Origin of the sequence: Mongoliitalea lutea (assembly GCF_014652135.1) — a bacterium.
GTDB classification, from domain to species: domain Bacteria; phylum Bacteroidota; class Bacteroidia; order Cytophagales; family Cyclobacteriaceae; genus Mongoliitalea; species Mongoliitalea lutea.
The window spans coordinates 1-22659 of record NZ_BMYF01000005.1; the positions used below are offsets into that span (position 1 = coordinate 1).

Genomic DNA, 22659 nt, shown 5'->3' on the forward strand with positions numbered 1-22659 from the left:
TATAAACTCCTGCATCTAAATTAAACACATTGAGTTCTCCTGTAACAGGGTCTACCTCATACATCACCCCGGTTCCTGAGGCATCAAAATTTGAAAAAATCTCTTCTGTCAGACCAGCATTTAAATACCAACGCTTGATTGGTGGTACCGCTGTCGTAATTGATGGAAGTAAGGTAGATGTATCCCCTTGACAAATGACATCACTCATAGGGTCAATGACCAATACCTCTCCATCATTATTGATCAATTCATATTCATTTGGAAAGTCTAGGGGACATCCATTGGCATCACTAATTTCCAAACTATAAAATCCAGGTGCCAGGCTAGTAACCACATAGGAACCCTGATCTTCATTAAACGAATAGTCAGCTAAAGGTAAGTTATTGAGAATAATTGAATAGGGAGCTACTCCTCCAGCAATGCTGAACCTGATAGTTCCATTAAAATCCCCACAAGTAGGATCTGTCTTGCCGGTATTTTGGAATACTAATAAAGGTGGCTCTTCAATCTCCAAGGTTTGAGAAGCCAAACAACCCGTCAATTGATTTGTAATAGCTAGCTGATACGTACCAGCTGGTAAATCTAAGGCTTCTAACTCCGCCTGAGTCAATGACAGCCCTCCATTAACTACATACCTGTAATTTGGATTCGCATTTGCCGCTACCCTAATTTTCCCAGTGACTTCCCCAAAGCAAAGAATATCTGTTACCTCAAAGTCTGGGTTAGGTAAGGGATTTATTCTAGCATTAGCCTCAACAATTTCATCTGTACAAGTTACCAAAAGATAATAGGTAAAATCACCGGCAGGAAGCCCTGTGACAACTAAATTCCCGTCTCCATCAATAGCGTAGGTAATATTGGAATCATCTGGATCATCTCCATTCACGATCGGTACATTTGCTAGGGCATCTTTATACCACACCAAGTCAGTTGCTGCGGCACCACTGATAATTTGTATAGGATTGAATTCGATCACCGAACCTATACATTCTTCTTGCGGGGCAATGACAACCTCTGGCCTTGGCAGTTCCTGTAAGACAAAGGAAGCTGTAAAATCACAGCCACCTTGATCTGTGATTGTCAAGAAATAGGTGCCTGGTGCAATATCTTCCAACTCAAATACATCTACCCCTACTTCTGGTCCTGTCAAAGAACCAACATTCCAAACAGAAGTAAAATTACCATAGCCTCCGATCGCTTGAATATTTGAAATAGAGCCGTTAGCAAGTCCACAAGAGCTGGAAACAATTATTACATCGTCATTAATAGTTATAGGTGCAGGTGGACCAGTCACTGTAAAGTCCCTTTGAATCAAACAACCTTGTGTCGTCCTAACGATAACTGTATGTACTCCTACGGGAACGTTCAAAAAGACATTAGAAGTTTGAAATGGATTTCCATCCAAACTATATTCAAAATCCTGATTCCCTCCACTTGCATCTACAGTTACTGTTACACCATCGCCAAAACAAACTTCCTGTACGAAATCAATAGCTAAGTCTAACGGATCAGTGATGGACACTTGCACCTCTACAGGGTCAATTGGACAATAATCAGTCCCTACCACATCAATGAAAAATGAACGGGTAACGCCACTTTTCAACCCTACAATTTCTAAATTTTCCCCATTCAAAGTATAGATAATGTCCGCATCATTAGGATCTGGACCAGCCATAACTGGTTGGTTTTTAGCCTCATCTTTATACCAAACCACTGTTCTTGGAAACCCTTGCGTGTCGATAACAGGGGTTAATAGGACTGGTAAGCCTTCACAAAAACTCAGGTCATCAATATCGATATCAATTGGTACCTTCGTATTATTAACTAGTGAAAAATCATAAAAGGTTATACAGCCGTTTTGATCTTCCACCTCAAACCTGAAACTACCAGGCGTCAAATCACTCCTTTCAAACGTATTTCCGGCGAAATCAGTAACCTCCTGAATGGTTGTACCATCTTGAATTAAACGCAGGATATAATTTGGAACTCCACCTCCAAATTCTATCCTAAAAAATCCGTTAGGATCTCCGCAAGTAGGATCAATAAATTGTTGATTATTAGTGGTTAAAAGCGGAGGTTGATCCACAACAATATCCTGCAATAATGTAGTGCATCCTGTTGCTGCATTGGAAACAACTACAGAATAAGTCCCTGCGGGAAGGTTATTAAATGCTCCATTATCGAATGGCCTGCTTAATTCAACTAATTGATAATTATACGAATCTGAACCAGCATTAGGGCCACGAGAAATCACAATTCTTCCATTGCTTTCTCCAAAGCAAACTACATCATCGATTTGGTCAACAACTACATCTGGATTTGGATTAACTTGTACTGTGCGGGAGATTAATGAGGGATCACAAGTATTTGTACCCGTTACTTGAAGATGATAGGTATAGGGAGTCGCACTGACAGGAAGATTAACCAAGCGCATGGTTCTACCTCCATTCGAAAGAATTACCTGTCCTCCATCTATGGATTGACCATCGGTAAATGGTTGAAATACTCCACTCCCATCTACCCTACCCCATTGATAAACAGGACTTGCAGCAGGAACACCTTCAAATGCTTGTACACCTTCCAATACCGCTTCCTGACCAAAACAAATCACAGAATTGTTAGCATCATATACGGGGTTTTGCTGAACCGGAACGCTGAAGGGTATACTTGCTGAACATCCCTTAAAGTCAGTTACCGTCACTACATATTCCCCCCCTTCAATATTGTCCACAACCCATCTTCCAGACACTTGCTGAGGATTGATAACCCCTAGATTAACTCCATTTCTCTGAAGACTAAATACATAAGGCTGAGTTGAATTACCTCCAGCTGCTGTCCAGCTGATACTTCCGTTATTGGGAACACACACAGGATTGTTTTGTTGAGGATTTTCAATTACCAACTGAGCAGGTTCAATGATGCTTACAGGGAAAAAATCAACACAATTAGTAGTAATATTCCTTACTTCAATGGTATAATCTCCTGCGGGGAAGCCAGTTGCCTCCAATGATGCCCGCGTGTACGTAGTTCCATTGATTATATATCTGTAAGAAGCTTGATCATTCGAAACAAGTATCCTCCCGTTACTTTCCCCATTACACCTAACAGGCTCGGTAGTAAACATCGGCGCGGGAATAAAATTTACCGTCAAAAGTACTGGCACCTGCCTTCCAGTACAACCATCCAATAAAACGAATCTATAAGGAGTAGCTGATGCAGGTAAACCTGTAATCTCTAGACTAAAATCAGAATTAATGAAATAATTTACCCCACCGATGGTACCATTTGTAATTTGAGTACCTGATATATTGTCAATATACCATCGCAGTTGAGAACTATTAACAGATAAACCCTCTAATATATTTACAGGAGATAATACAAAGGAGTTTAGGGTTCCTGAATCATCTTGAAAACATACCGGGCTAGGTGCTGCTACCGAAAACTGAGGTCTAGAGATTATAGGCCTTATCGACTCATTATCATCATTACATTCGTCTAAGATTAAAACTTTATCAAAACCCGCATTGATAATTGCTGTGAGATTTAAAGACCCTGAATTTCCATTATCCGCAATACTACTATTGATTGTGATCGTTTGGGTAAAGGTTTGACCAGCTAACACATTAGTTCCTAAAATATCCCCAACAGTAGTCTGAGCTACAGGTGTATTGCCCACAAAAAAAGAAACTAAAGTAGACTCCGGGATAAAATTATCAACCCCATTAAGATCCCCTACATTTCGAATTGTTACCGTTACTTCTATCTGTGGTTGGGCAGGATCATAGCAAGTAAATCGTGCCATGTCAACCTCAATCTCAGCATCCATGATGGGTATCCCTGTTGTCCTACACCCAGCCTCATTAAAAAAAGTGGTTTGAACCAAAAAGTTATTAAAAACCCTAGTTCCAGCATTCACACATCCCCTTGCAGGATCAAATTGGGGGAATGTTTCCTGCGCATCTCTTGCATGATTGAGCTGAGGGCGAGGCACTCTCAAATCATCATTAATATTAAAAGCAAAATAGGCATATTGATTCCAGATATTTCTCGCAGGCGCCCACGGGAGTCCACCTACAGGAGCTTTCCATATCTCAAGATGCGCTAACTGCGTCTCTGCAACTGCATTTGGAGGAAATTCATCTACATTTGTAATCAAAATATCTGCTTGACCGTCTCCCGTCACATCTGCAATTACAGGTCCTTCGCCACCTGTCATGGAGTAAACATTATTCCCACTTATTCCAGGAAGATCGTCCCCATTACCATTTAAAATTCGAAGATTACGCTCATCTCGATAAACTAATTCCTGCACACCATCCTGATCAAAATCAAACATGGTAATCGTGGTAAAGCCAGATCGGTCGTTGGTAGGCTCTGTCCAAATCAAATTTAAGTTTTGACCAAAAGCATTGGAAATACCTGCTTGATAACGCAGCATTTGAAGATTTAAAGGCGAAACCACACCTATAGACGCTTGGCCTGAACCTTGTAAATCTCCTACAAAGGCGACACCAGTTCGGATTTCATTCCCATCACTATCTCCTGCAAAAGCCAACTGTCTATATCCTATAAGACCATCCCATGGATTCCAAACATAGATATACCTTCTTTTAACAGCTCCCGCAGTTTCTCTAACGGCTGTGGTAACAATTACATCTAACCTCCCGTCTCCATTAATATCGGCGATTGATGTGAATCCATCAAAGGCAGGCACCCCAAAAATATCAGCAGCCAAATTATTTGGAGTCATTGCGGCCATAGAAAAAGAATTTGCACCTGGTGCAATATTTACGCTGTACACAGTTCTACCAGCAGCAAGTTCGAGATTATCTCCAGGAATAATATCTGCGGCTACAGATAAACCATACGCTCCTCCATCTTGAAAAATAGCATTAATTCCTTGTCCATGATTACCACCATCGGCAAGTTTCACTCCAGTCCTCGCATTAAAAATTTCATTGTAAATATAAACTTCAGGAATTCCATCATTGTTGAAATCCGCCACTCCTACAGCAGCCCCACTGCTGAATCTATCTGCTGTCGGAACTCCAACATCTACTCCTGGCTGAACATTATTCCCATAGGTTGCATCAGATATCCAAATCGGTGCACCGGTATTAGGATTATATGCGATAAGTCGATTTCGATTGGAGACATCCGGATCGGTATGTGAAGTTGCAACAATTAGAGCAATTTGGTCTGGTGACCCCTCCGGTGCAATATTTACCACAGCCATGGGTGTCAAGGCATCGTAAGGAATTCTAGGTGTATCAATAGTTCTGACCCACTGAAAACTTCCTCCTACAAATCTAAAAATCTTAATGTTATTGGTATACCGAGGCCTTCTGGTGAGCCAGCTTGTGCCCTCTGATGGATCGTAACCAAGAATTATAATTTCAGGCTGCCCATCTCCATCAATATCTGCAACTAGTGGGGTAGCAAAACTAACCACTCTGCCATTAGCACCAAGCGAACTTGTAGTACCTGCTCTTGTAATTGAAAAGTCCCCAATATCAACAAAGTCGGGTTCCAATACACAATCAAAAACGTCTCCAATAAACCCTTGCCCCTTTACCTCATGGAAAAAAGATAGTGTAATCATTACAACTATCCCCAAAAGATATTTTGTTATCGAATTAAAGATTTTATATAAGCTATTCACAGTTGCTATTGATCTAAAGCGCGGATTATCTATGCTAAATAACCCTCCTTCTCAAAGACAAATTTACCCGTATAAAAATAGAATTCAACCCCTTAAAGGACTTTTAATGAAAATCTAATTTATTACAGCATAAAAAAAGCTCAAGTTTGAATTAAATCAATTCTTGAGCTTTTTTTTATTTGCAAATATGGTGGTCAGGTGTTGTTTTTTTTAAGCTTTTGGAAGTTAATCCATATCTGTAAATACTGCCAAAGAGATGGCGTAGTATATTTATTTCCTTCTCCCTGAGGGCTACTATTGGAAAGGAAATAGTCAAAATCCGATAAAACTTTACTCAAGCCTTCCACAGACTTTTCAAAAAGTAAGGCATAAGTAGCAGAGACAGTCTCTCCCAAGCTATCCTTAAATTGAATAGGCACCTGTTCCTGATAGAGAATATCACCTTCATCAATTTTGGAGGTGATCTGATGGATGGTATATCCTGTGTGTTTGGATTTATTATACAACTGCCATAAAACACTTTGAGCATTTTGATACGCCGGCAGTTCTTCGTGATGAATATTCAACATCCCCAGTCTTGGTAAAGAAAAAATTCTTTTGGGAATATACCCATTGCCCAAGCTTAATCCCAAATCTATGGATTGTTGCCCTATAAGCTCCGCGAGTAAGGGGTCCTGTATAGACTCCACTCTAAAAAAAGGGAGCGTATACTCCCGACAAATTTCTTCCAAATTTACAATATTCAAGTACTTATGAATACCCGATTGGTACCATTGACGCATCCGAATCCCATTGAGCGCTCCTAGCAAGCCTATCTTTTTAATTTTTTCAACTTGTCTTTTACGGCTCTTCTTCACATCCACCTTTGTATTGGCATTATATATGACTGATACAATTTCGACATCTTTGACCTCTACTAATTTTTTCAAATGGTGGGAGGCAACCCCATGGAGACCGGTGGTAAGTATTACAATTCTCATCTGCTGTAAGGGAAAAAGCTATTGTCAAAACAGGCCTTTCGAGCACTCTGCACCAAGAAAAAATTGATTTCGTGCATATCCCAACCAAAAATCACCTGATCCCTTCGGATACAAAGTTCTTGAAGAGTAATTTCTCTAGGCCCATTAACATGGCTTCCGCGTTCGGCAGATGCGACTGTCTGATAACCCAATTCAAAGCAAAGCTTTCTAGCTTGCTCATTGAAATGAAAAAAACGCCCATAGGGATAAGCAAAATGCATGACCTCTCCAATTTTCTTAGTGATCATCTCTTTTGATTCCAGTAACTCTTCCCGAACTCGTTCAATAGGCTCCTCAGCAATATTGATATGATTCATCGTATGCGAGCCTATTTCATGGCCTTGCTTTAATAAAAACTCCACGTCCTTCCAATCCATAAAGTCTACTGTAGGAAATATCAGGCGCTCTTTACAAAAACCTTCAATTTTTTGGTATGAACGCTCTCCTATTATCGAAGGATTGATAAAAAAACAGGCTACTGCTCCATATTCCTCCAAAATAGCTGCTGCCCGCAGATTATTTTTTAGACCATCATCAGAACTAAACACAATGTACGGCTTATCAATTGTGTTTGTAAGGATTTTTTGAATAGCCTCTGAATAAGAAATAAACTCATGGGCTTTAGCTAAAAAAGTTAAAGTTTTTTTAAAATTCTGTTCTTCATCCTTAAACAGGTGATGGAAATAGAGGAATTGAATCCGCGGCTTTTTTAAATGTTCTTCAGCTTGTAACAGGTAATCTTTTACAGCCATTGCCCTGATGGCAATAGCTCTAGCCAAATTCCTGGGCTCAAAAGACCTACTATCGCAAACTTCCCTGTATGATGTTACAAAATTCATGGAATAATTACTTACATACTGAACAGACAAGAGAAGCTACTCTATCCAATTGGTCTAATGTCAGATTAGACCCACTTGGAAGGCAAAGACCTTGCTTGAAAAGCTTTTCACTAAATGAGTTTCCCACATAGGGAAAGCTTTGAAATACAGGTTGCAGGTGCATTGGCTTCCACAAAGGTCTACTTTCTATGGCATGGGCATCAAGTGCCAATCTTACTGCTGTATTCAGTGGTTGAGGGGCATCATCAAACAAGACAGTTGTCAACCATCTGTTTGAAAAGTATCCCATCGGCTCATCCAAAAATTGAATTTCCAAACCAGCAAAAGCTTCCTTGTAAAATTCAAAATTAGCTCTTCTTTTTTCTATCCTTTGAGGAAGCACTTCCAACTGACCAATACCAATGGCCGCTGACACATTACTCAAGCGATAATTGTATCCGATCACTTTATGTTCATAATGTGGAGTATTCTCCCTAGCCTGCGTTGCCAAAAACTTTGCTTCATCAACCATTGAAGGGTTTTTACTGGTCAAAGCCCCACCGCCACTAGTGGTAATGATTTTATTTCCGTTAAAAGAAAAGACCCCTATTTCCCCAAATGAACCACAACACTGTCCTGCAATCGTTGAGCCTAATGCTTCTGCGGCATCCTCGACAATGGGTATACCATAATTGTTTGCTATTTTTTGTATGGCTTCCATTTGAGCAGGCATTCCATACAGATGTACAGGAATAATTGCTTTAGGAAGTTTCTTGGGGCCTGTCCACCTTTTACCATCACCTGTTAAAAACTCTCCAGAAAGACAGCGCTCTATGGCTTCTTCCAATAATACCGGACACATATTCCACGTTTTGTCCTCACTATCTACAAAAACGGGGATAGCTCCCTCGTATCTAATTGGATTGGCTGAGGCTGAAAAAGTAAAGCTTTGGCAAATTACATAATCATCTGCTTGCACTCCAAGCAACTTCAAGCCCAAATGGATTCCAGCTGTACCCGATGACAAAGCCGCCACCGATTGATTATTGGCGTATGTACTCAAATTCTCCTCAAATTTAGCTAATTGAGGGCCAGTTGGGGCAATCCAATTGAGATTGAATGCTTCTTGTACATAGGTAGTCTCACTTCCCCCCATGTGAGGACTAGAGAGCCAAATTTTTTCAGGTTTATTCATTGATGCTATTTAAAAGAAATCCAGTTGACAGATTTCTACTTTTCAAACTTAATTATTTTACCTGGAACCCCAACTACCACAGCATGATCCGGTATATCATTGAGAATTACTGCACCCGCACCAACTTTCACATACTCGCCAATCTTAACACCCTGAAGAATCGTAGCTCCAGCACCAATCCAAGAACCTTTTCCAACCGAAACATTGCCAGCTAAGGTAGCATTAGGAGAGATATGAGAAAAATCCTCTAACCTGCAATCATGGTCGATACTACAGCTTGTATTTACAATCACATGTTTTCCAATATAAGAATCTATCTGAATAGTGGCATTGTGCATTATGATCGTTCCTTCACCTACATCGACACTTTTATGAACAACAGCTGATGGATGGATACAGGAAATAAATTGTCTCTGAAGTCTATTGGCTAAATTTTCTCGATGCCTGTTGTTACCAATTCCAATCATATAGTAATTCTCAGGCGGTAAGGTATCTTCACGATGAAAGACTGGCAGTGAGCAAAAATCCAAAATCTGCTCATTTTGATCATAGAAGCCAATAACTTCTAGCCCTAGGTCTAAGCACACGGAATAAACTACTTTACCATGACCGCTTGCCCCTACAATGATTACCTGCTTTTTCACTTGTTACCTGTAAATTTTTCTACCGTCACATGACCTTCTGCCGAGATACCTTCTGATTTAAAAACTTTCAGAATAGTCTTTGCAAGAATTAAGACATCAAGCTTCAAAGATATATGATCGACATAATATATGTCTAATTCAAATTTTCTTTCCCAACTAATTGAATTCCTACCGTTAATCTGCGCCCATCCAGTAATACCAGGTTTTACTTCATGCCTCCTCTTTTGAAAATCGGAATATAAAGGAAGATACTCCATCAATAATGGCCTTGGACCAATGAGACTCATATCCCCTTTGATTACGTTAATTAGTTGCGGAATTTCATCTAAAGATGTTTTCCTCACAAAGGCTCCAACAGTTGTAAGTCTCTGATCATCTGGCAATAAATTTCCTTCTGAATCTTTTGCATCTGACATCGTTTTAAACTTGATGAGATAGAAAGGAACCTCAGATTTTCCAGGTCTTTTTTGAAAAAATAATGGGTTAGACCTATTTGCAATAAGCAACAGTAAAAAAACGATAATGAAAAATGGTGACAAAATCAAAAATCCTACCACACTCAAAACCAAGTCGATGATACGCTTCCCTAAAGTATTATACATCATTTGAGTAGAAACTACGTGAATATTTGGAAAGGTTCAGTTGGAAACTACTTCTTTTTTTAATCCCATCTTCAATTCGATTAGATGAATATATTTTTCGGCTAAAATGGTCCTATCAAAATTCTGTTTAACAAAAGAATACCCATGCTCCCCTTGGCTCTTGACAAGGGATGGATCATCTAGGTATTTTTGAATGGCAAGCTTATATGCTTCTGGGTTTTCTGGCTCTACATAAACACCTCCCTGAGCCTCTTCAATCAACGCACGGGATACTCCATCGATAGCCATCAAAACCGGTCTTTTGCATGCTAAATAATCAAAAGTCTTATTGGAATAAATCGTTTTGAAAGTATCCACTTTCTTTAGCACACTTGCTCCCATATCAGAGGCTAAAATATATTTGAAGACCTCTTCTTTGGGTACAGGATCCAAAAATTGAACATTTGTCAGTCCACGGCTTGTCGCTTCCTTAACTAGTTTAGCTTTTTCGGGTCCCATTCCTATCAATACGAATTTTACTGAACTATCTCTTAACAATTCTGCAGCATCCAAAATCTGAACAAGATGATTGGCAATACCATGCGCACCTACATACGTGATTACGAAGCTTTGATCCCAACCAAGAGAGGTCCTCAAGGATATAGGGTCAAAAGATTGTAATAAGCTTTCAGATAAGCGGAAATCTGCGGCATTTGGAATAAAAATCACCTTGTCTGAGGGCACCTTTTTTTCATTGATCAGTACATCTCTAAAAGCAGGAGTCAATACATTCACAAGTAAAGACTTTCGATAGATAAAGGATTCTAAACTATATGCTAAATTAATCAAGACTTTGCTTTTAACCATTCCAGTATCTATCGCACTTTCCGGCCACAAGTCCCTAACTTCAAATACAAGCGGAATTCTTTTTATTCGAGAAATAATATAGCCGCTAATCCCTACAAACAAAGGTGGAGATGTGACTATCACCACATCAAACTTCCCGCTTGTTTTAAACAAGCCTACAAAAAGTGATGAAAACACAAAAGAAAAATAACCCCAAAGCCTTCCTAGAAATCCAGAATTATAGCTTTCAGACACATGTGATCTAAATACTTCTACTCCTCCCTGATTTTTTTTTACAATATACTTACCCTTGTACTCTGATCTTTTTTCATTGCCATTGTAATGAATCATCCCGGCAATTACTGTCACATCATGTCCCTGTTCAAGCCAGTTCATAGTCATTTCATTAAACCTAGAACCACCTGGGTCACCTTCTTCTAAAAAATACTGATGAATTAGTAATATTCTCATATCTTAAAAATCAAAGTTATAATTTTTGAAGAGTAATTGCAAAAAGATATTTGGTTCTGTTCAGTTTTGTTTCCATAAAATTCACTAAAAAAAGTTGTGTTTAAAGTAGCGGTTAGAGGTTTCCCCTCTTCATCCTGTGATACAATTTGATACTTGGTACGATCTAGTCCATTCCAATGTTGCGATAATAAACTTTTATCAGGAGAATTAATAACTGAATCTTCTATTGTCCAATGTGCTTGATTCTTATCTTTTTTTACAATTCTCTCAATCATAATATTTTCTCCAATTTGTCCATAGGCTTTGATCCTACCTTTAAATATCCAAAAATCCTGCGTCTCATCTATAGTCACAGACTCTCGCTGTGTCCAATATATCCAAATAAACCTACCTCCTCTTAACATTTGATTTTCGCTATTTATGCTTAGGATATTATGACCTTTATTTCCTGAAAAAAAATCAAGTGTTTCAACGGGGGCATTATAGGTGTAAGACCCTGCGTCTTTTAAAATATTTTCCCCATCCACCCAGATATCCAAATGTAAGTTATCGCATTGATGTGGTCTATCTTTATGGTTTCCGCATCTTAAAAAGGTAAACGTCTGCACATCTTTATGTAAATAATAGCCTCCATCATCAAATCTAAAAGTTCCCAACTCATTAGTAAGAACTGAAAATTTATGGTAACTCACTTTTTTATTATGACATAGCCAAAATGCCTCTTCTTTCCACGAATCTTGATTTTCAAGACTATCAACAATAAGATTACTACCTGTCAGCGTAAAATGAAGTGCATGAAGGGCAGGCCTATAATCTCTGTAATGACAGTCTGAAAACGGAAAAAACAAAGCGCCATCATTATTTCCGTAATTTGGCAAAAACCCATCTTCATGGTTCATACAACGATATAAAAAATTTAAGGAAGCATAGGCTTTGGCATAAACCTTTTGACTAAAAGGTTGACCATAAAGCTCGGTTAAATTAATACCAAATGTCAGCAATTGAATGACCACACGATGGTAATTCATACTGAACTGCAGGAAAGTACCATCTTCATAAATTTGATAGGCTATTTCTTGCTCGAAAAATCGTCGGCCTTTAACTGACCATATTTTTGACTCTTCAAATTGCGGCAATAAAATACTTGACAATGCTAAAAACAAGGTTTCCGTTATCGCATGATTATTCCTTACTGCTATTCTTGAAAAATTGATCTGATGGTAGACATGATGGAGAGACCAATACAAGACATGTTGGATTTTTTCCCATCTGCTGGATGTTAAATGTTCGCTATTTTTATAAAAATGTAAAGCAAAAAGCCAATTAAATACCCTGAGAGAGATTTCTTGACTACAAACCCAATTGGGACCCTGATTGACAGGGTTGGCGTTTATCCAAGAATCGATTTCGTCAAATACAAATGCTGAATGATCTGTTTTTGCTAAATAATCATATCGGATTATTTCCAATAAATAGGTAAAGCGTGATTTTTCCCAAACATATTTTATATCACCCTGTTTGTCATCAAGATCTTTTATTTTAGACCAATGAACATCGCTTTGAAACTGAAAACCCGTCTTTAAATGGGTAAGCCAAGGATTAGTAGCAGGAAGCTTCTCAAATGAATGATTAAACATTCTGACTTCCCCTCCCAGATATTTTTTTATCCTTTCTTCCAGTTGTGTAAAATCATTTTTTTGATACTTGCCAGCTGCTTGAAGATTTCCAACCAAAAAAACCGGAACATTTTTTCTCCACTTTTCCAAATCCCATCCTACTGGAGAAGACTTTCTAGTAGGATGGGATACCTCTAAAATTCCAATTTTTCTTTTTAACTCATGGGACAAGCGAAAGGTCAAATATCGAAGCCCCATATTTTGAATAAGCTGACTTCCAAAAATAATTTTAGACCGTAATGTCTTTATCATCTTATTTTTACCCAATTGCCAACTTTTAAACTGTCTATTGCTGCCAAAGAAGCTTTAGACACATTTAAAATTTCATTTAATGAAATAAGCGGTGCTCCACCTTCTTTTAAGAATTTTATATACCGATGAAATTGCTCTTTATGTCCTTTATCAAGCTTGGTAGAAAGGTTTGAAAAGCCTTTTACTCCATATGCACTTGTCTTACGAAAGTTGTCCATAATCCAAGTCTTCTCATTGGAATAAACTTCAATACGTTCTTTGCTATACGCTTTAGAGCCATTAGAAAAGTAATTAATTACTGCCTGAGAGCCATTAGCAAATTTGGCAATAATGCTGGCGTTATCTGTGTTCTCTTCTGGATTTTGCCCCATAGAGCTCATACAAACCTCAGTAATTAATGAACCAGTCAAGTAGACACAGAGGTCCAAATAATGACATGCCTCTCCAATAATTCTACCTCCACCCACTGCCATATCGTGCACCCAAACGTTAGACGGAATAAAACCAGCATTCATAGTAGCTACAATATTCACTTGAGGTGAATTTCCCATCGATTTTTTTATGGCCTGTATATGAGGGCTAAATCTCCTATTGAATCCAACCATAATGGAAGGGACATTATTCGATTTTTCCTCTAAAAATGTTTCTAAACGATGGAATTGCTCCCAATTAATGGCCAGCGGTTTTTCAACAAAGGCATGTTTGTTTGCTTCAAGAACCTCCTGAACAAACTTCGCATGAGAATTATGTCGGGTTGTAATCAATACTGCATCTACATCCGGATCTTGCAAAATAGACTTATAATCAGTAGTGGAGAAAGCAAATCCAAACTTTTTGCCCAACTCAGTACCACTAAGTCCACCAGATGATGCGATATATTTGAAGTTTGCTCCTGAGCCTTTAAGCGCTGGAAGCATAGTCATCTTTGTGAAATTACCAGCTCCAATTATTCCAATAGTGCCTTTTTTACCTGTAAATTCTATTGGCTTCAGCTTTAGTGTATTACTGTAGCTATTTTCAACACCGACATCTGGATACTTTAATATAGAAGCAATGGATTTAGAAGCACTAATAGTACCATAAACCGATTGAAAATCCTCTAAAGCTACAATCTCACTGATGAGTGGCTTCACTTGAATCTGTCCACTACTAATCGACTGGAGAATTGCTTGAAAATTTCGCTTTTCTGTCCACCTTACAAAAGGTAGTGGGTAATCTATACCTTTTTGCTCATAATTTTCATCGTACCTACCAGGTCCATAAGAACAAGATACTTGAAAAGTCAACTCCTTCTCAAAAAACTCGGCCCTTGAAATATCCAATCCTACAACACCTACTAAAACAATTCTACCTCTTTTTCTGCTCATTTGTGCAGCTTCAGAAATGATACTATTGGTCTTTGCTGAGGCTGTAATGATCACAGCATCCGCACCAATAAAATCAGTTTCCTGCATAACAACTTTAACTGTATCAACACCTTGAGAAGGATTGATCGAAATCACACCCCATGATTGGGCTAAGTCGCATTTACTTTGATCCAAATCTATTCCGATCACTTTACACCCATTTGCTAAAAGCATTTGGGCAGTAAGTAATCCAATTAACCCTAGTCCAATAACTACGACTGTCTCACCAAAAGTAGGATTGACTAGTCGGATACCCTGCAAGCCAATAGAAGCAATGACAGTAAATGCTGCTTCCTCTTGACTTACATTGGTTGGGATTTTTGCAACCAAATTTTGTGGAACGAGTACGTATTCTGCATGAGGTCCATTAGAAGCCACTCTATCTCCTACTGAAAACCCAGACACCCCATCACCCACAGCTTCTACAACCCCTACATTACAATAACCAAGTGGTAATGGTTGTTCTAATTTATTGAATACTGTCTCTAGAGTTGGAATTAAACCTTCTGCTTTGATTTTATCCAGGACCATTTTTACTTTATCCGGTTGCTGTCTAGCTTTTTGAATTAGGTTTGCTTTTCCAAACTCTACCAGCATACGCTCAGTCCCCAGAGACACTAATGAATGGGTAGTACGGATCAAAAGAGAACCTTTACTTACTACAGGAGCCGGAACCTCCTCCAAAATTGTCTGACCCGTCTTAAAGGACTGTATGATTTGTTTCATAAGATTGTTTATGTTTAAATTGATCCAACCAACTTTGGATCGCTAATAGAGATAAAATAATATATCCATCCTCCCGCTTTCCTGAAAGATAATCTCTCAACAATATTTGCACTTCTTGGGGATTGAAAATCCCTTGTTCTGTTAAGCGTTTTTCGTTCAAGCGCTGTTGGATCATGTCTTGAAAATCATTTTCAATGAGTTGCCTAATTGGCGAGCCAAATCCTGTTTTTGGTCTATAAATAACTTCTTTGGGTAGGTATTTTTCAGCAACCTTTTTGAGGACAAACTTAGTAGTAGTCCCTTTTAACTTAAATAATGATGGAATAGATTCAGAAAACTCTACCAATTCATTATCTAAAAAAGGAACTCTTACTTCAACTCCCACTGCCATTGACAATTTATCTGAATAATTAAGGTTATGATCGCAAAGAAAAGTATATCTTTCTAGCAATAACATTTTATCCAATAAGGTCCTATTACCCATATTCACCAATAGACTACGGTGGTAATTAAATGGATCAATGGCCTTAACCGTCGGTTTTAAGGCTTGACTAAACAAATTGCCTGAAGCATCCGATTTTGAAGTCCAAAGAAAATAATTTAAAAATCTATCCTCTTTACTCTCAGTCCAATCACGCGTTAATTTATGCACTCTTCTTCCTTTTGGATTGGTTGATGGAATCTTCAATGCTAAACTGCGACCAATTTTTAATAGTGGTTTTGGAATTAGATTGAGTGCCTTTTCTAATCCTAATGCTTGATGCCTTCTATATCCTGAGAAAAGATCATCACCACCTGCTCCACTTAGCAAGACTTTAATGCCTTTTTCAGCCGCAAGACCACATATTTCTTTCAGATTGATAGGAGCCAAATCAGCTTGGGGTTCATCCAAATGCCAGATCATTTGATCGAAATCTCTTACCCAGTTAAATTGTGGATTTACAATGTGCAAATTGACTCCAAGGTAATCAGCTACCATTTTAGCATATGGAAGATCTTCTGTAAATCCTTCTTTGCTTTTCTTTATCCCTGCGTCAATGGTGAAGCAATCAAGATTCTTTGTAGGATGCATAGATTTCGCCATGGCTACAATGAGGCTACTATCAAGCCCTCCGGATAAAAAATAACCAACAGGAACATCGGACAAAAGCTGCCTGGAAATAGCAGTCCTCATTCGCGTATCCAATTCATCAACAATCTCTTCTAAACTACTTTTGGAGTAGGTAACCTCTTTCTTAAAAGAATGAAATTGAAGTTGCTCCGTAATTAAAGCACTTTCAACATCAATTTTTAAAACGGTTGCAGGCAAAAGTTTATACACATACTTGTAAGGAGTAGGGGATCCAGGAGCGTATAAAAAATTGTTATAGTAATGGAAATTAGTAGGCTCTAAAGTAGTGTCAAAGGAATCGATACTAAAAAAACTTTTTATCTCAGAACTAAATGCAAGCTGATTCTCTTTTTGATAAATATAAAGTGGTTTTACTCCAAATCTATCCCTTACCACATACAATTGATTGGTAGATTTTTGATAAATAGCAAACGCAAAAATACCATTAAGTAACTTAACAGATTCGGTCCCCCACTTTTTCCATGCTGCCAAAATAGTTTCAGTATCGGAAGTCGATGCAAATTGATACCCATCAACCTCCAACTCCTTTCTAAGGTCTAAATGATTATAAATTTCCCCGTTAAATACAATTACTAAATCATCATCATTGTAAAACATCGGTTGGTGACCTGCTTGGGAAACATCCAAGATAGATAATCGAGTATGTCCCAAAAAAAGCCATTCATTCTGAAAGCTACCTGAATCATCAGGTCCACGGTGAGCCAAAAAACTTAATGGATCTTTAGATAAAACTCCATTAATTAATCCGAAAATTCCGCACATAAACTTAATTTATTTTTAACCTCTCCAACATCTCATGAATAGTATTGGGAAGCAATGTTTTACTTGGTTTCAATTTTAACTCTTGGCTTTGGCGTAGACACATTTCAATTGAATCTACACTATTCGGATCAAAATACATGGAAGCCTCCACTACATTTTTGACAAATGGTAAATCGGATGCAAGAATCACCATGTCAAATTGTGAAGCTTCAACTAAACCTAAGCCAAGACTCTCGTAAACCGAGGGAAAAACAAAAATCCCAGCTTCCATGTAATAATCAACCAACTCATCTCGGCTTTTCCAGCCTAAATTCCATATTTTATATCCTTCACTTTGCAAAGTATTGATTTGCTCAATAAGTAATGGATACTGTTCGGATATTGTGAGGAAAAGCTCTAATGAGCTATTATCTTCTGCCACTCGTTTGAATGCTTCAATTAAGTTTTGATGCATTTTATGTGGATGTCCATTGCTTACATATAAGTATTTTTGAAAATCTTTTTGTAATGACTCTTTGTCATCAAGCACAATATCTTGATAGAATGGATAAATTTTTATTCTATCTGCTTCTACACCCCATCGATCAATCATTAGTTTTTTTACATTATCCGTCTGAACCCACCACTCACTCGTATTGGACGAAAGCAAACGGACAATTTTGGATTTCAACTTATTTATGATTGCCAATTTAAAATTCAATCCACTTTCATAGACCAAATATAAAGTATTCTGAAAATAGGTGTAAACATCACAGCTAAGCTTTATCGGAGGAGGAATATTACCAAAACAGAATACTTTAGAAATGATATTTTTATTGTTTTTGTAAAATGCCCTTCTTTTGAAAAAAGAAGCCTCTAAATAAGTGATAGGATTTGACTTTATGGGAGGATGATTACCCTTTACCCTATTATCTAAAATATAGTGTACCTCTAGTCCAGCAGATTCTATATTATCAATCAAAACATCTAGTAGAATTTTCCCTCCACCATTGTTAATATGTAAACAATCAATTAATATCATTTTTACAAAACACTTAATAAAGAGGCTGCTGAAATTTCCGGAGTTCTACTGATGGCTAAACTTCTACTCCTATTTCCCCAGATTTGCAGTTGATCAAGGGAAAGACTCATGAGCATATTTAATTTTTCCTTCAGTGAATCAGGATCATCTGCTTCAAATCTTAAACCATTATAATTGGATATCAAATACTTGTCGGATGCGCCTACTTTATCAGAAAGTAACAGCGGCATACCTAATGCTGCAAATTCATGAACAACTACACCCCATGCTTCATGCACACTTGGGAGACAAAATACAGACGATTCCTGTGCATGCTCAACCAGTTTCTCTTGAGATTCAAAAGAGAAAACTTCGATATTTTTATTATAAATTTGATTTTGATCAAGAACTCCAGAACCAACCAATCTTAGTTTCCATTCAGGAAATTTATCAGTCAATCCAGTGAATGCTTGAATTAAGGCTTCAACGTTTTTCACCTTGGCAAATCTACCAACAAACAATATTCTTTTCTCCTTTATTGTACAATATTTGTCAAAAAACAGATCAGAGGCACTATAGAAATTGGGAATGATCGCATTCATTGAAAAACCTATGCTATGAGCAAATAGATATTGTCGGGATCCTGGAACCCAGCAATAATTAAAATACTTCCTATATAAAGGATACCCCAAAAAAGACTTTAGTCTTTGCCTCCATGTATTTTCCCATTGGTTATCACAATTCATCACTCTCGGCACACCCTTTTTCTTAAATTCCAAGTTGATATTCAAGTACAACTTATCCATTCTCCCAGAAGTAACTATCAAATCCGGATTAAACTCAAAGAGTAAGGCACAATCACTCAGCTCTGAAAGACTACTTCTTGGGACAAGTTTCAAGACCGAAGGCGGAAAATCAAAAACAAAAGGAGTAAGCTTTTTTTGATCCCAATAGACAAGAATAATTTGTGTATCAAAATCACGGATTAAAGAGTTTAATACAGCAACTGTATAAGGCATAACCTCAGAGTAGAGAACTAGTATCTTATTTTTTTTAAAATAGTTGTTCATACAATTCTGCATATTGTTTTGCAATGACCGAAAGATTAAACCTTTTTATATTTTCAAATCCATTTTGGATTAGCTTTTCCTGAAAGTCTGTCGATGATGATATACGGACTATTGCATCCCTTATTTCTTCTATAGAAAAATGATCAACGTACACAGCAGCATCACCTGCAACTTCAGGCATAGATGAAGACCTAGATGTAATAACCGCTCTTCCCACTGCCTGTGCTTCAAGAATAGGCAGTCCAAAGCCTTCATAGGAGGAAGCAAAATAGAGTATATCGCATGCTGCATAAGCTTGGACTAATTGATCGAAATTCAAGTTAGTTAACTGAGTGTAATTTATTTTAAATTTTTCCAATAACATTCTTTCATGATCATTCCTTAGATGATTGACTAACAGCAGCTTTACATCTAACCCCTTAACCGCATGAATCAAAGATGCTAAATTTTTATTGGCCCCACTCCCTATCTGCAAAATAACAGGCACATTATTTTGAGTTCTAGCAACTGGAAAAAAACCTGGTAATAAAGGGTTGTGAATTACCTTGATTTTTTCTGGAGAAATATTAAAGGCATTAACCATCTGATTTTTTGTAAATTCAGAGATTGATGTGAGCATCCTCACCCTTTTAAATGGTCCTTTAAGCCAAAACTCCCCATAAACAATCTTTTTTAGATGCGTGAGTGTTTGTTGATAGTGGCCTAAATCATGGACTGTCAAAATAGTATTTCCTTTAGGAAGGCCATAGGCTAGGAAATTAACATCTCCTGTAATATGGTTGAGGAGCCCACTGTTTTTTTTTGCCCATTGAATCGCCTGCCATTTATTTAATCCTATTGGTAAGTCAAAATTGTTGATTGGATAATAATTGGCTATCTCCTTTCTTAGAGCTCCAAAAAGTTGCTCAAAAGTTACATTTCCAGGCCTTACTTCTCTATTGAAATGATGAATTACTTTCATTTTTAAACTTGTCCCAAACTTGAAAATTATCCAGTCCTATTTGACCACATGTCTGAGTCATCTATATCCAGGATCAGACTCTAAAACGGGCAATTTTACTTAAAGATTTTCCAAAAACACTTTTGCCCTATTATCAAGACTATGATCATTCAGACATCTATCTCTGCCATTACGAGCAATTTGTATTCTTAAATCTTCATTTGTCAGATAAAAGTTAATTTTTTGATCTAATTCATCAAGCTCTTTGAAAAAAACAGCTTCTTCGTCTTTTTTGAAATACAAGATAGATTCCTTATTCTCTTCGTGAATCATAAAACCACCTGCCGCCGGGATATGAAAGGTTCTAGATGTAATCAAATCACCTGAAGACGCTCCTCTGACTTGTTCAGATAAAATTGCCAGATTTATTTTCGAAGCAGTAATTCCCGCTGCATATAAATCTCCATTAATGACGCCTAATTGAATTTTCCCTTTCAAATTAGGCGCTTTGGATTTTTCCCATTGACTTCCCCAGATTTTTAGATCCAATGAAGGATTTTTATCCATCAGATAACTTAGTATTTTCTCTTTCTTTGGCGAGTAGGTCCCAATAAAACTTACATCACAGAAAAAATCAGCCGGAATAACATCTTTAGGGATAGGCCTATGGATCTCGGGATCAAATCCATGAGGAATGAAGCAAGAGTTTTTAATTCCCAACTGAAGCTCCATATCTTTAATCCCAAATGACTTGGTAGTAAATACTTTATCATACAACTTTAAAGAGTCTTGTAGCAAATTCCCATGGGTATGGAAACTGACGTCAGGATAAAAATTAATAAGCTTTCCACCTTTCGATTTGATATATTCCAATGTACTTGATTTAACAAACGCACCTTTATAGACCAATACTACATCCGGTTTAAACCGATGAAAAAGACGAATAAATTCAGTATTGAAATCATTTATAAATATAGGTCGGCTTGCCTTAGATATTATCTTCGATTGAAGGCTTGAAGGAGTTAAAGGAATATGGTAAAACTCGTCCAATACTTCTATAAACACACCGTTTCTAGCTAAAGCTCTAAAGAAAGCACCAGCATTACTTCCTCTAAATAAAGGACCAACACATAAAATCTTCATGGTTTTACTAAACTAATTACTAGTAATATCAAATATACTGCAATAAATGTGACAAAAATCTGTAAGTCTGCTCCTATACCTGTAAAAGCAGAAAACAATAAATAAACCCCATAAAAAGTACCCAATAAATTAAAGGTAGGGCTATAAAAGTCCGTAGCCTTCCAAAGCAATTGAAGTAAAATCCCGGTAAAAATCGACCCAATTATCAACCCTATCCATCCAAAATCAAGATACAGCTGACCTGGTATGGTCATGTTTACAGAATTATTAAACCAATCATCAACTTCAATCGCAACTCCTAGCTCTAATGCATACCATACTCCCAAAGCAATTTTAGGTTTTTCTGGCCAAAGAAACCTCGGAATAAATGCAACAAGCAAGGGTGCAGAGGCCTCACCTTGATAAGGCCCATAGTTATCCACTAGATCAACCGCCGCAGACAATTGTGCAAGATTAGAACTCCTATCAAAGGCACTTAACTTGTATTCAGGATCTTCATTTACGGCATTTTGACTATAGTACAACTCATTTAACTGACCCAACCTGGCAAAACCTGTACTAATATTCTCCCTGTAACTTCCGAGTAATTCAAAAATAGAGAAGAAAAATGCAATAGCTATAGCAATGGGCACAAAACTAATCGTAAAAAACGGTTTCAAGGAATTAGCCCCCAAATAAAACCCTAGAATCAAAACAATAAATGGAAGCAATATTTCTACCCTTAAATAACTAAATAACAATGCATTGAATGAAGAGAAAATAGCTAAAGCAACAGCTCTCCTAAACAGGAAAGAATAATTTAATTTACCCGCAAATCTACTCAAAACAAAAATAGCAACTAATGGGGCCAAACTAATCAATGACTGAAAAGCACCGGGAAGTGCTACATTCATCCAAAAACCCTTGATAGAAAAGATCAACCCCGCCGTAAATGTTATCAAAATAAAATTATTCGATACCTTCAATGGTAATTTTAATTTTGGAAGAGAAAATCCAAGTTTCATAGTATATCCCACTACAAAAAGCTGATTACTAATAGCTAGGATTAGTGAAGCAAGAGGAAAAAAATCAGGAGCTGCATAATTGTAACTCAAAAGAAATGTCCCTGAAATAAAGGAATAAATTAATGAGATATTAGAGATGACCGTTATCAGCAAGCCTAAAAAGTAGAAATCAATTAGCTGAAATACTTCTCTCCTACTAACCTTTTTAACAAGTTCATAAATTAAGTATGCCGACAATGTAATGGAGGCACCAAAATCAGGCAAGATCAAAAATCCAATTACATGGAAAACTATCCAAAATATATTTATCAT

The 22659-nt window shown here is 37.4% G+C and carries 15 protein-coding genes; all 15 read right to left on the minus strand.

Translation table 11 applies throughout. The features are described 5' to 3' along the window. The coding region (locus IE080_RS05095) for an FG-GAP repeat domain-containing protein (protein ID WP_229800511.1) at positions 1 to 5617 on the minus strand (5617 nt) is incomplete at its 3' end. Positions 5618 to 5856: 239 nt separating this feature from the next. Then, positions 5857 to 6642 carry a formyltransferase family protein gene (locus tag IE080_RS05100; protein WP_189579380.1) on the minus strand — a complete coding sequence of 262 codons (786 nt, stop codon included), beginning with the start codon at positions 6640 to 6642 and terminating at the stop codon, positions 5857 to 5859. After that, positions 6639 to 7520, minus strand: a complete 882-nt coding sequence (locus IE080_RS05105; RefSeq protein WP_189579381.1) for a polysaccharide deacetylase family protein — start codon at positions 7518 to 7520, stop codon at positions 6639 to 6641. The genes IE080_RS05100 and IE080_RS05105 overlap by 4 nt, the downstream gene beginning before the upstream one ends. A 7-nt stretch (positions 7521 to 7527) precedes the next feature. After that, positions 7528 to 8694, minus strand: a complete 1167-nt coding sequence (locus IE080_RS05110) for a DegT/DnrJ/EryC1/StrS family aminotransferase (RefSeq protein ID WP_189579382.1) — start codon at positions 8692 to 8694, stop codon at positions 7528 to 7530. A 35-nt stretch (positions 8695 to 8729) separates the two neighbouring features. After that, positions 8730 to 9338 carry an acetyltransferase gene (locus IE080_RS05115; protein WP_189579383.1) on the minus strand — a complete coding sequence of 203 codons (609 nt, stop codon included), beginning with the start codon at positions 9336 to 9338 and terminating at the stop codon, positions 8730 to 8732. Further along, positions 9335 to 9940 carry a sugar transferase gene (locus IE080_RS05120; RefSeq protein WP_189579384.1) on the minus strand — a complete coding sequence of 202 codons (606 nt, stop codon included), beginning with the start codon at positions 9938 to 9940 and terminating at the stop codon, positions 9335 to 9337. Before IE080_RS05120 ends, IE080_RS05115 begins: the two co-directional genes overlap by 4 nt. 36 nt (positions 9941 to 9976) lie before the next feature. Further along, complete coding sequence (locus tag IE080_RS05125; RefSeq protein ID WP_189579385.1) at positions 9977 to 11236, minus strand: glycosyltransferase family 4 protein; 1260 nt, start codon at positions 11234 to 11236, stop codon at positions 9977 to 9979. Next, positions 11233 to 13179 carry a heparinase II/III domain-containing protein gene (locus IE080_RS05130; protein ID WP_189579386.1) on the minus strand — a complete coding sequence of 649 codons (1947 nt, stop codon included), beginning with the start codon at positions 13177 to 13179 and terminating at the stop codon, positions 11233 to 11235. The genes IE080_RS05125 and IE080_RS05130 overlap by 4 nt, the downstream gene beginning before the upstream one ends. Continuing rightward, the gene (locus IE080_RS05135) at positions 13161 to 15296 is read right to left on the minus strand and encodes a bi-domain-containing oxidoreductase (RefSeq protein ID WP_189579387.1); all 2136 of its coding nucleotides are present in this window, start codon (positions 15294 to 15296) and stop codon (positions 13161 to 13163) included. Before IE080_RS05135 ends, IE080_RS05130 begins: the two co-directional genes overlap by 19 nt. Continuing rightward, on the minus strand, positions 15271 to 17190 hold the full coding sequence (gene asnB, locus IE080_RS05140; protein ID WP_189579388.1) for an asparagine synthase (glutamine-hydrolyzing): 1920 nt from the start codon (positions 17188 to 17190) through the stop codon (positions 15271 to 15273). The genes IE080_RS05135 and asnB overlap by 26 nt, the downstream gene beginning before the upstream one ends. Positions 17191 to 17194: 4 nt before the next feature. Then, on the minus strand, positions 17195 to 18211 hold the full coding sequence (locus tag IE080_RS05145) for a glycosyltransferase (protein ID WP_189579389.1): 1017 nt from the start codon (positions 18209 to 18211) through the stop codon (positions 17195 to 17197). Positions 18212 to 18213: 2 nt separating this feature from the next. Beyond that, the gene (locus IE080_RS05150; protein ID WP_189579390.1) at positions 18214 to 19209 is read right to left on the minus strand and encodes a glycosyltransferase; all 996 of its coding nucleotides are present in this window, start codon (positions 19207 to 19209) and stop codon (positions 18214 to 18216) included. Positions 19210 to 19243: 34 nt separating this feature from the next. Further along, complete coding sequence (locus tag IE080_RS05155; RefSeq protein ID WP_189579391.1) at positions 19244 to 20221, minus strand: glycosyltransferase family 4 protein; 978 nt, start codon at positions 20219 to 20221, stop codon at positions 19244 to 19246. Positions 20222 to 20320: 99 nt separating this feature from the next. Then, positions 20321 to 21343, minus strand: a complete 1023-nt coding sequence (locus IE080_RS05160; protein WP_189579392.1) for a CgeB family protein — start codon at positions 21341 to 21343, stop codon at positions 20321 to 20323. Next, complete coding sequence (locus IE080_RS05165) at positions 21340 to 22659, minus strand: hypothetical protein (RefSeq protein ID WP_189579393.1); 1320 nt, start codon at positions 22657 to 22659, stop codon at positions 21340 to 21342. Before IE080_RS05165 ends, IE080_RS05160 begins: the two co-directional genes overlap by 4 nt.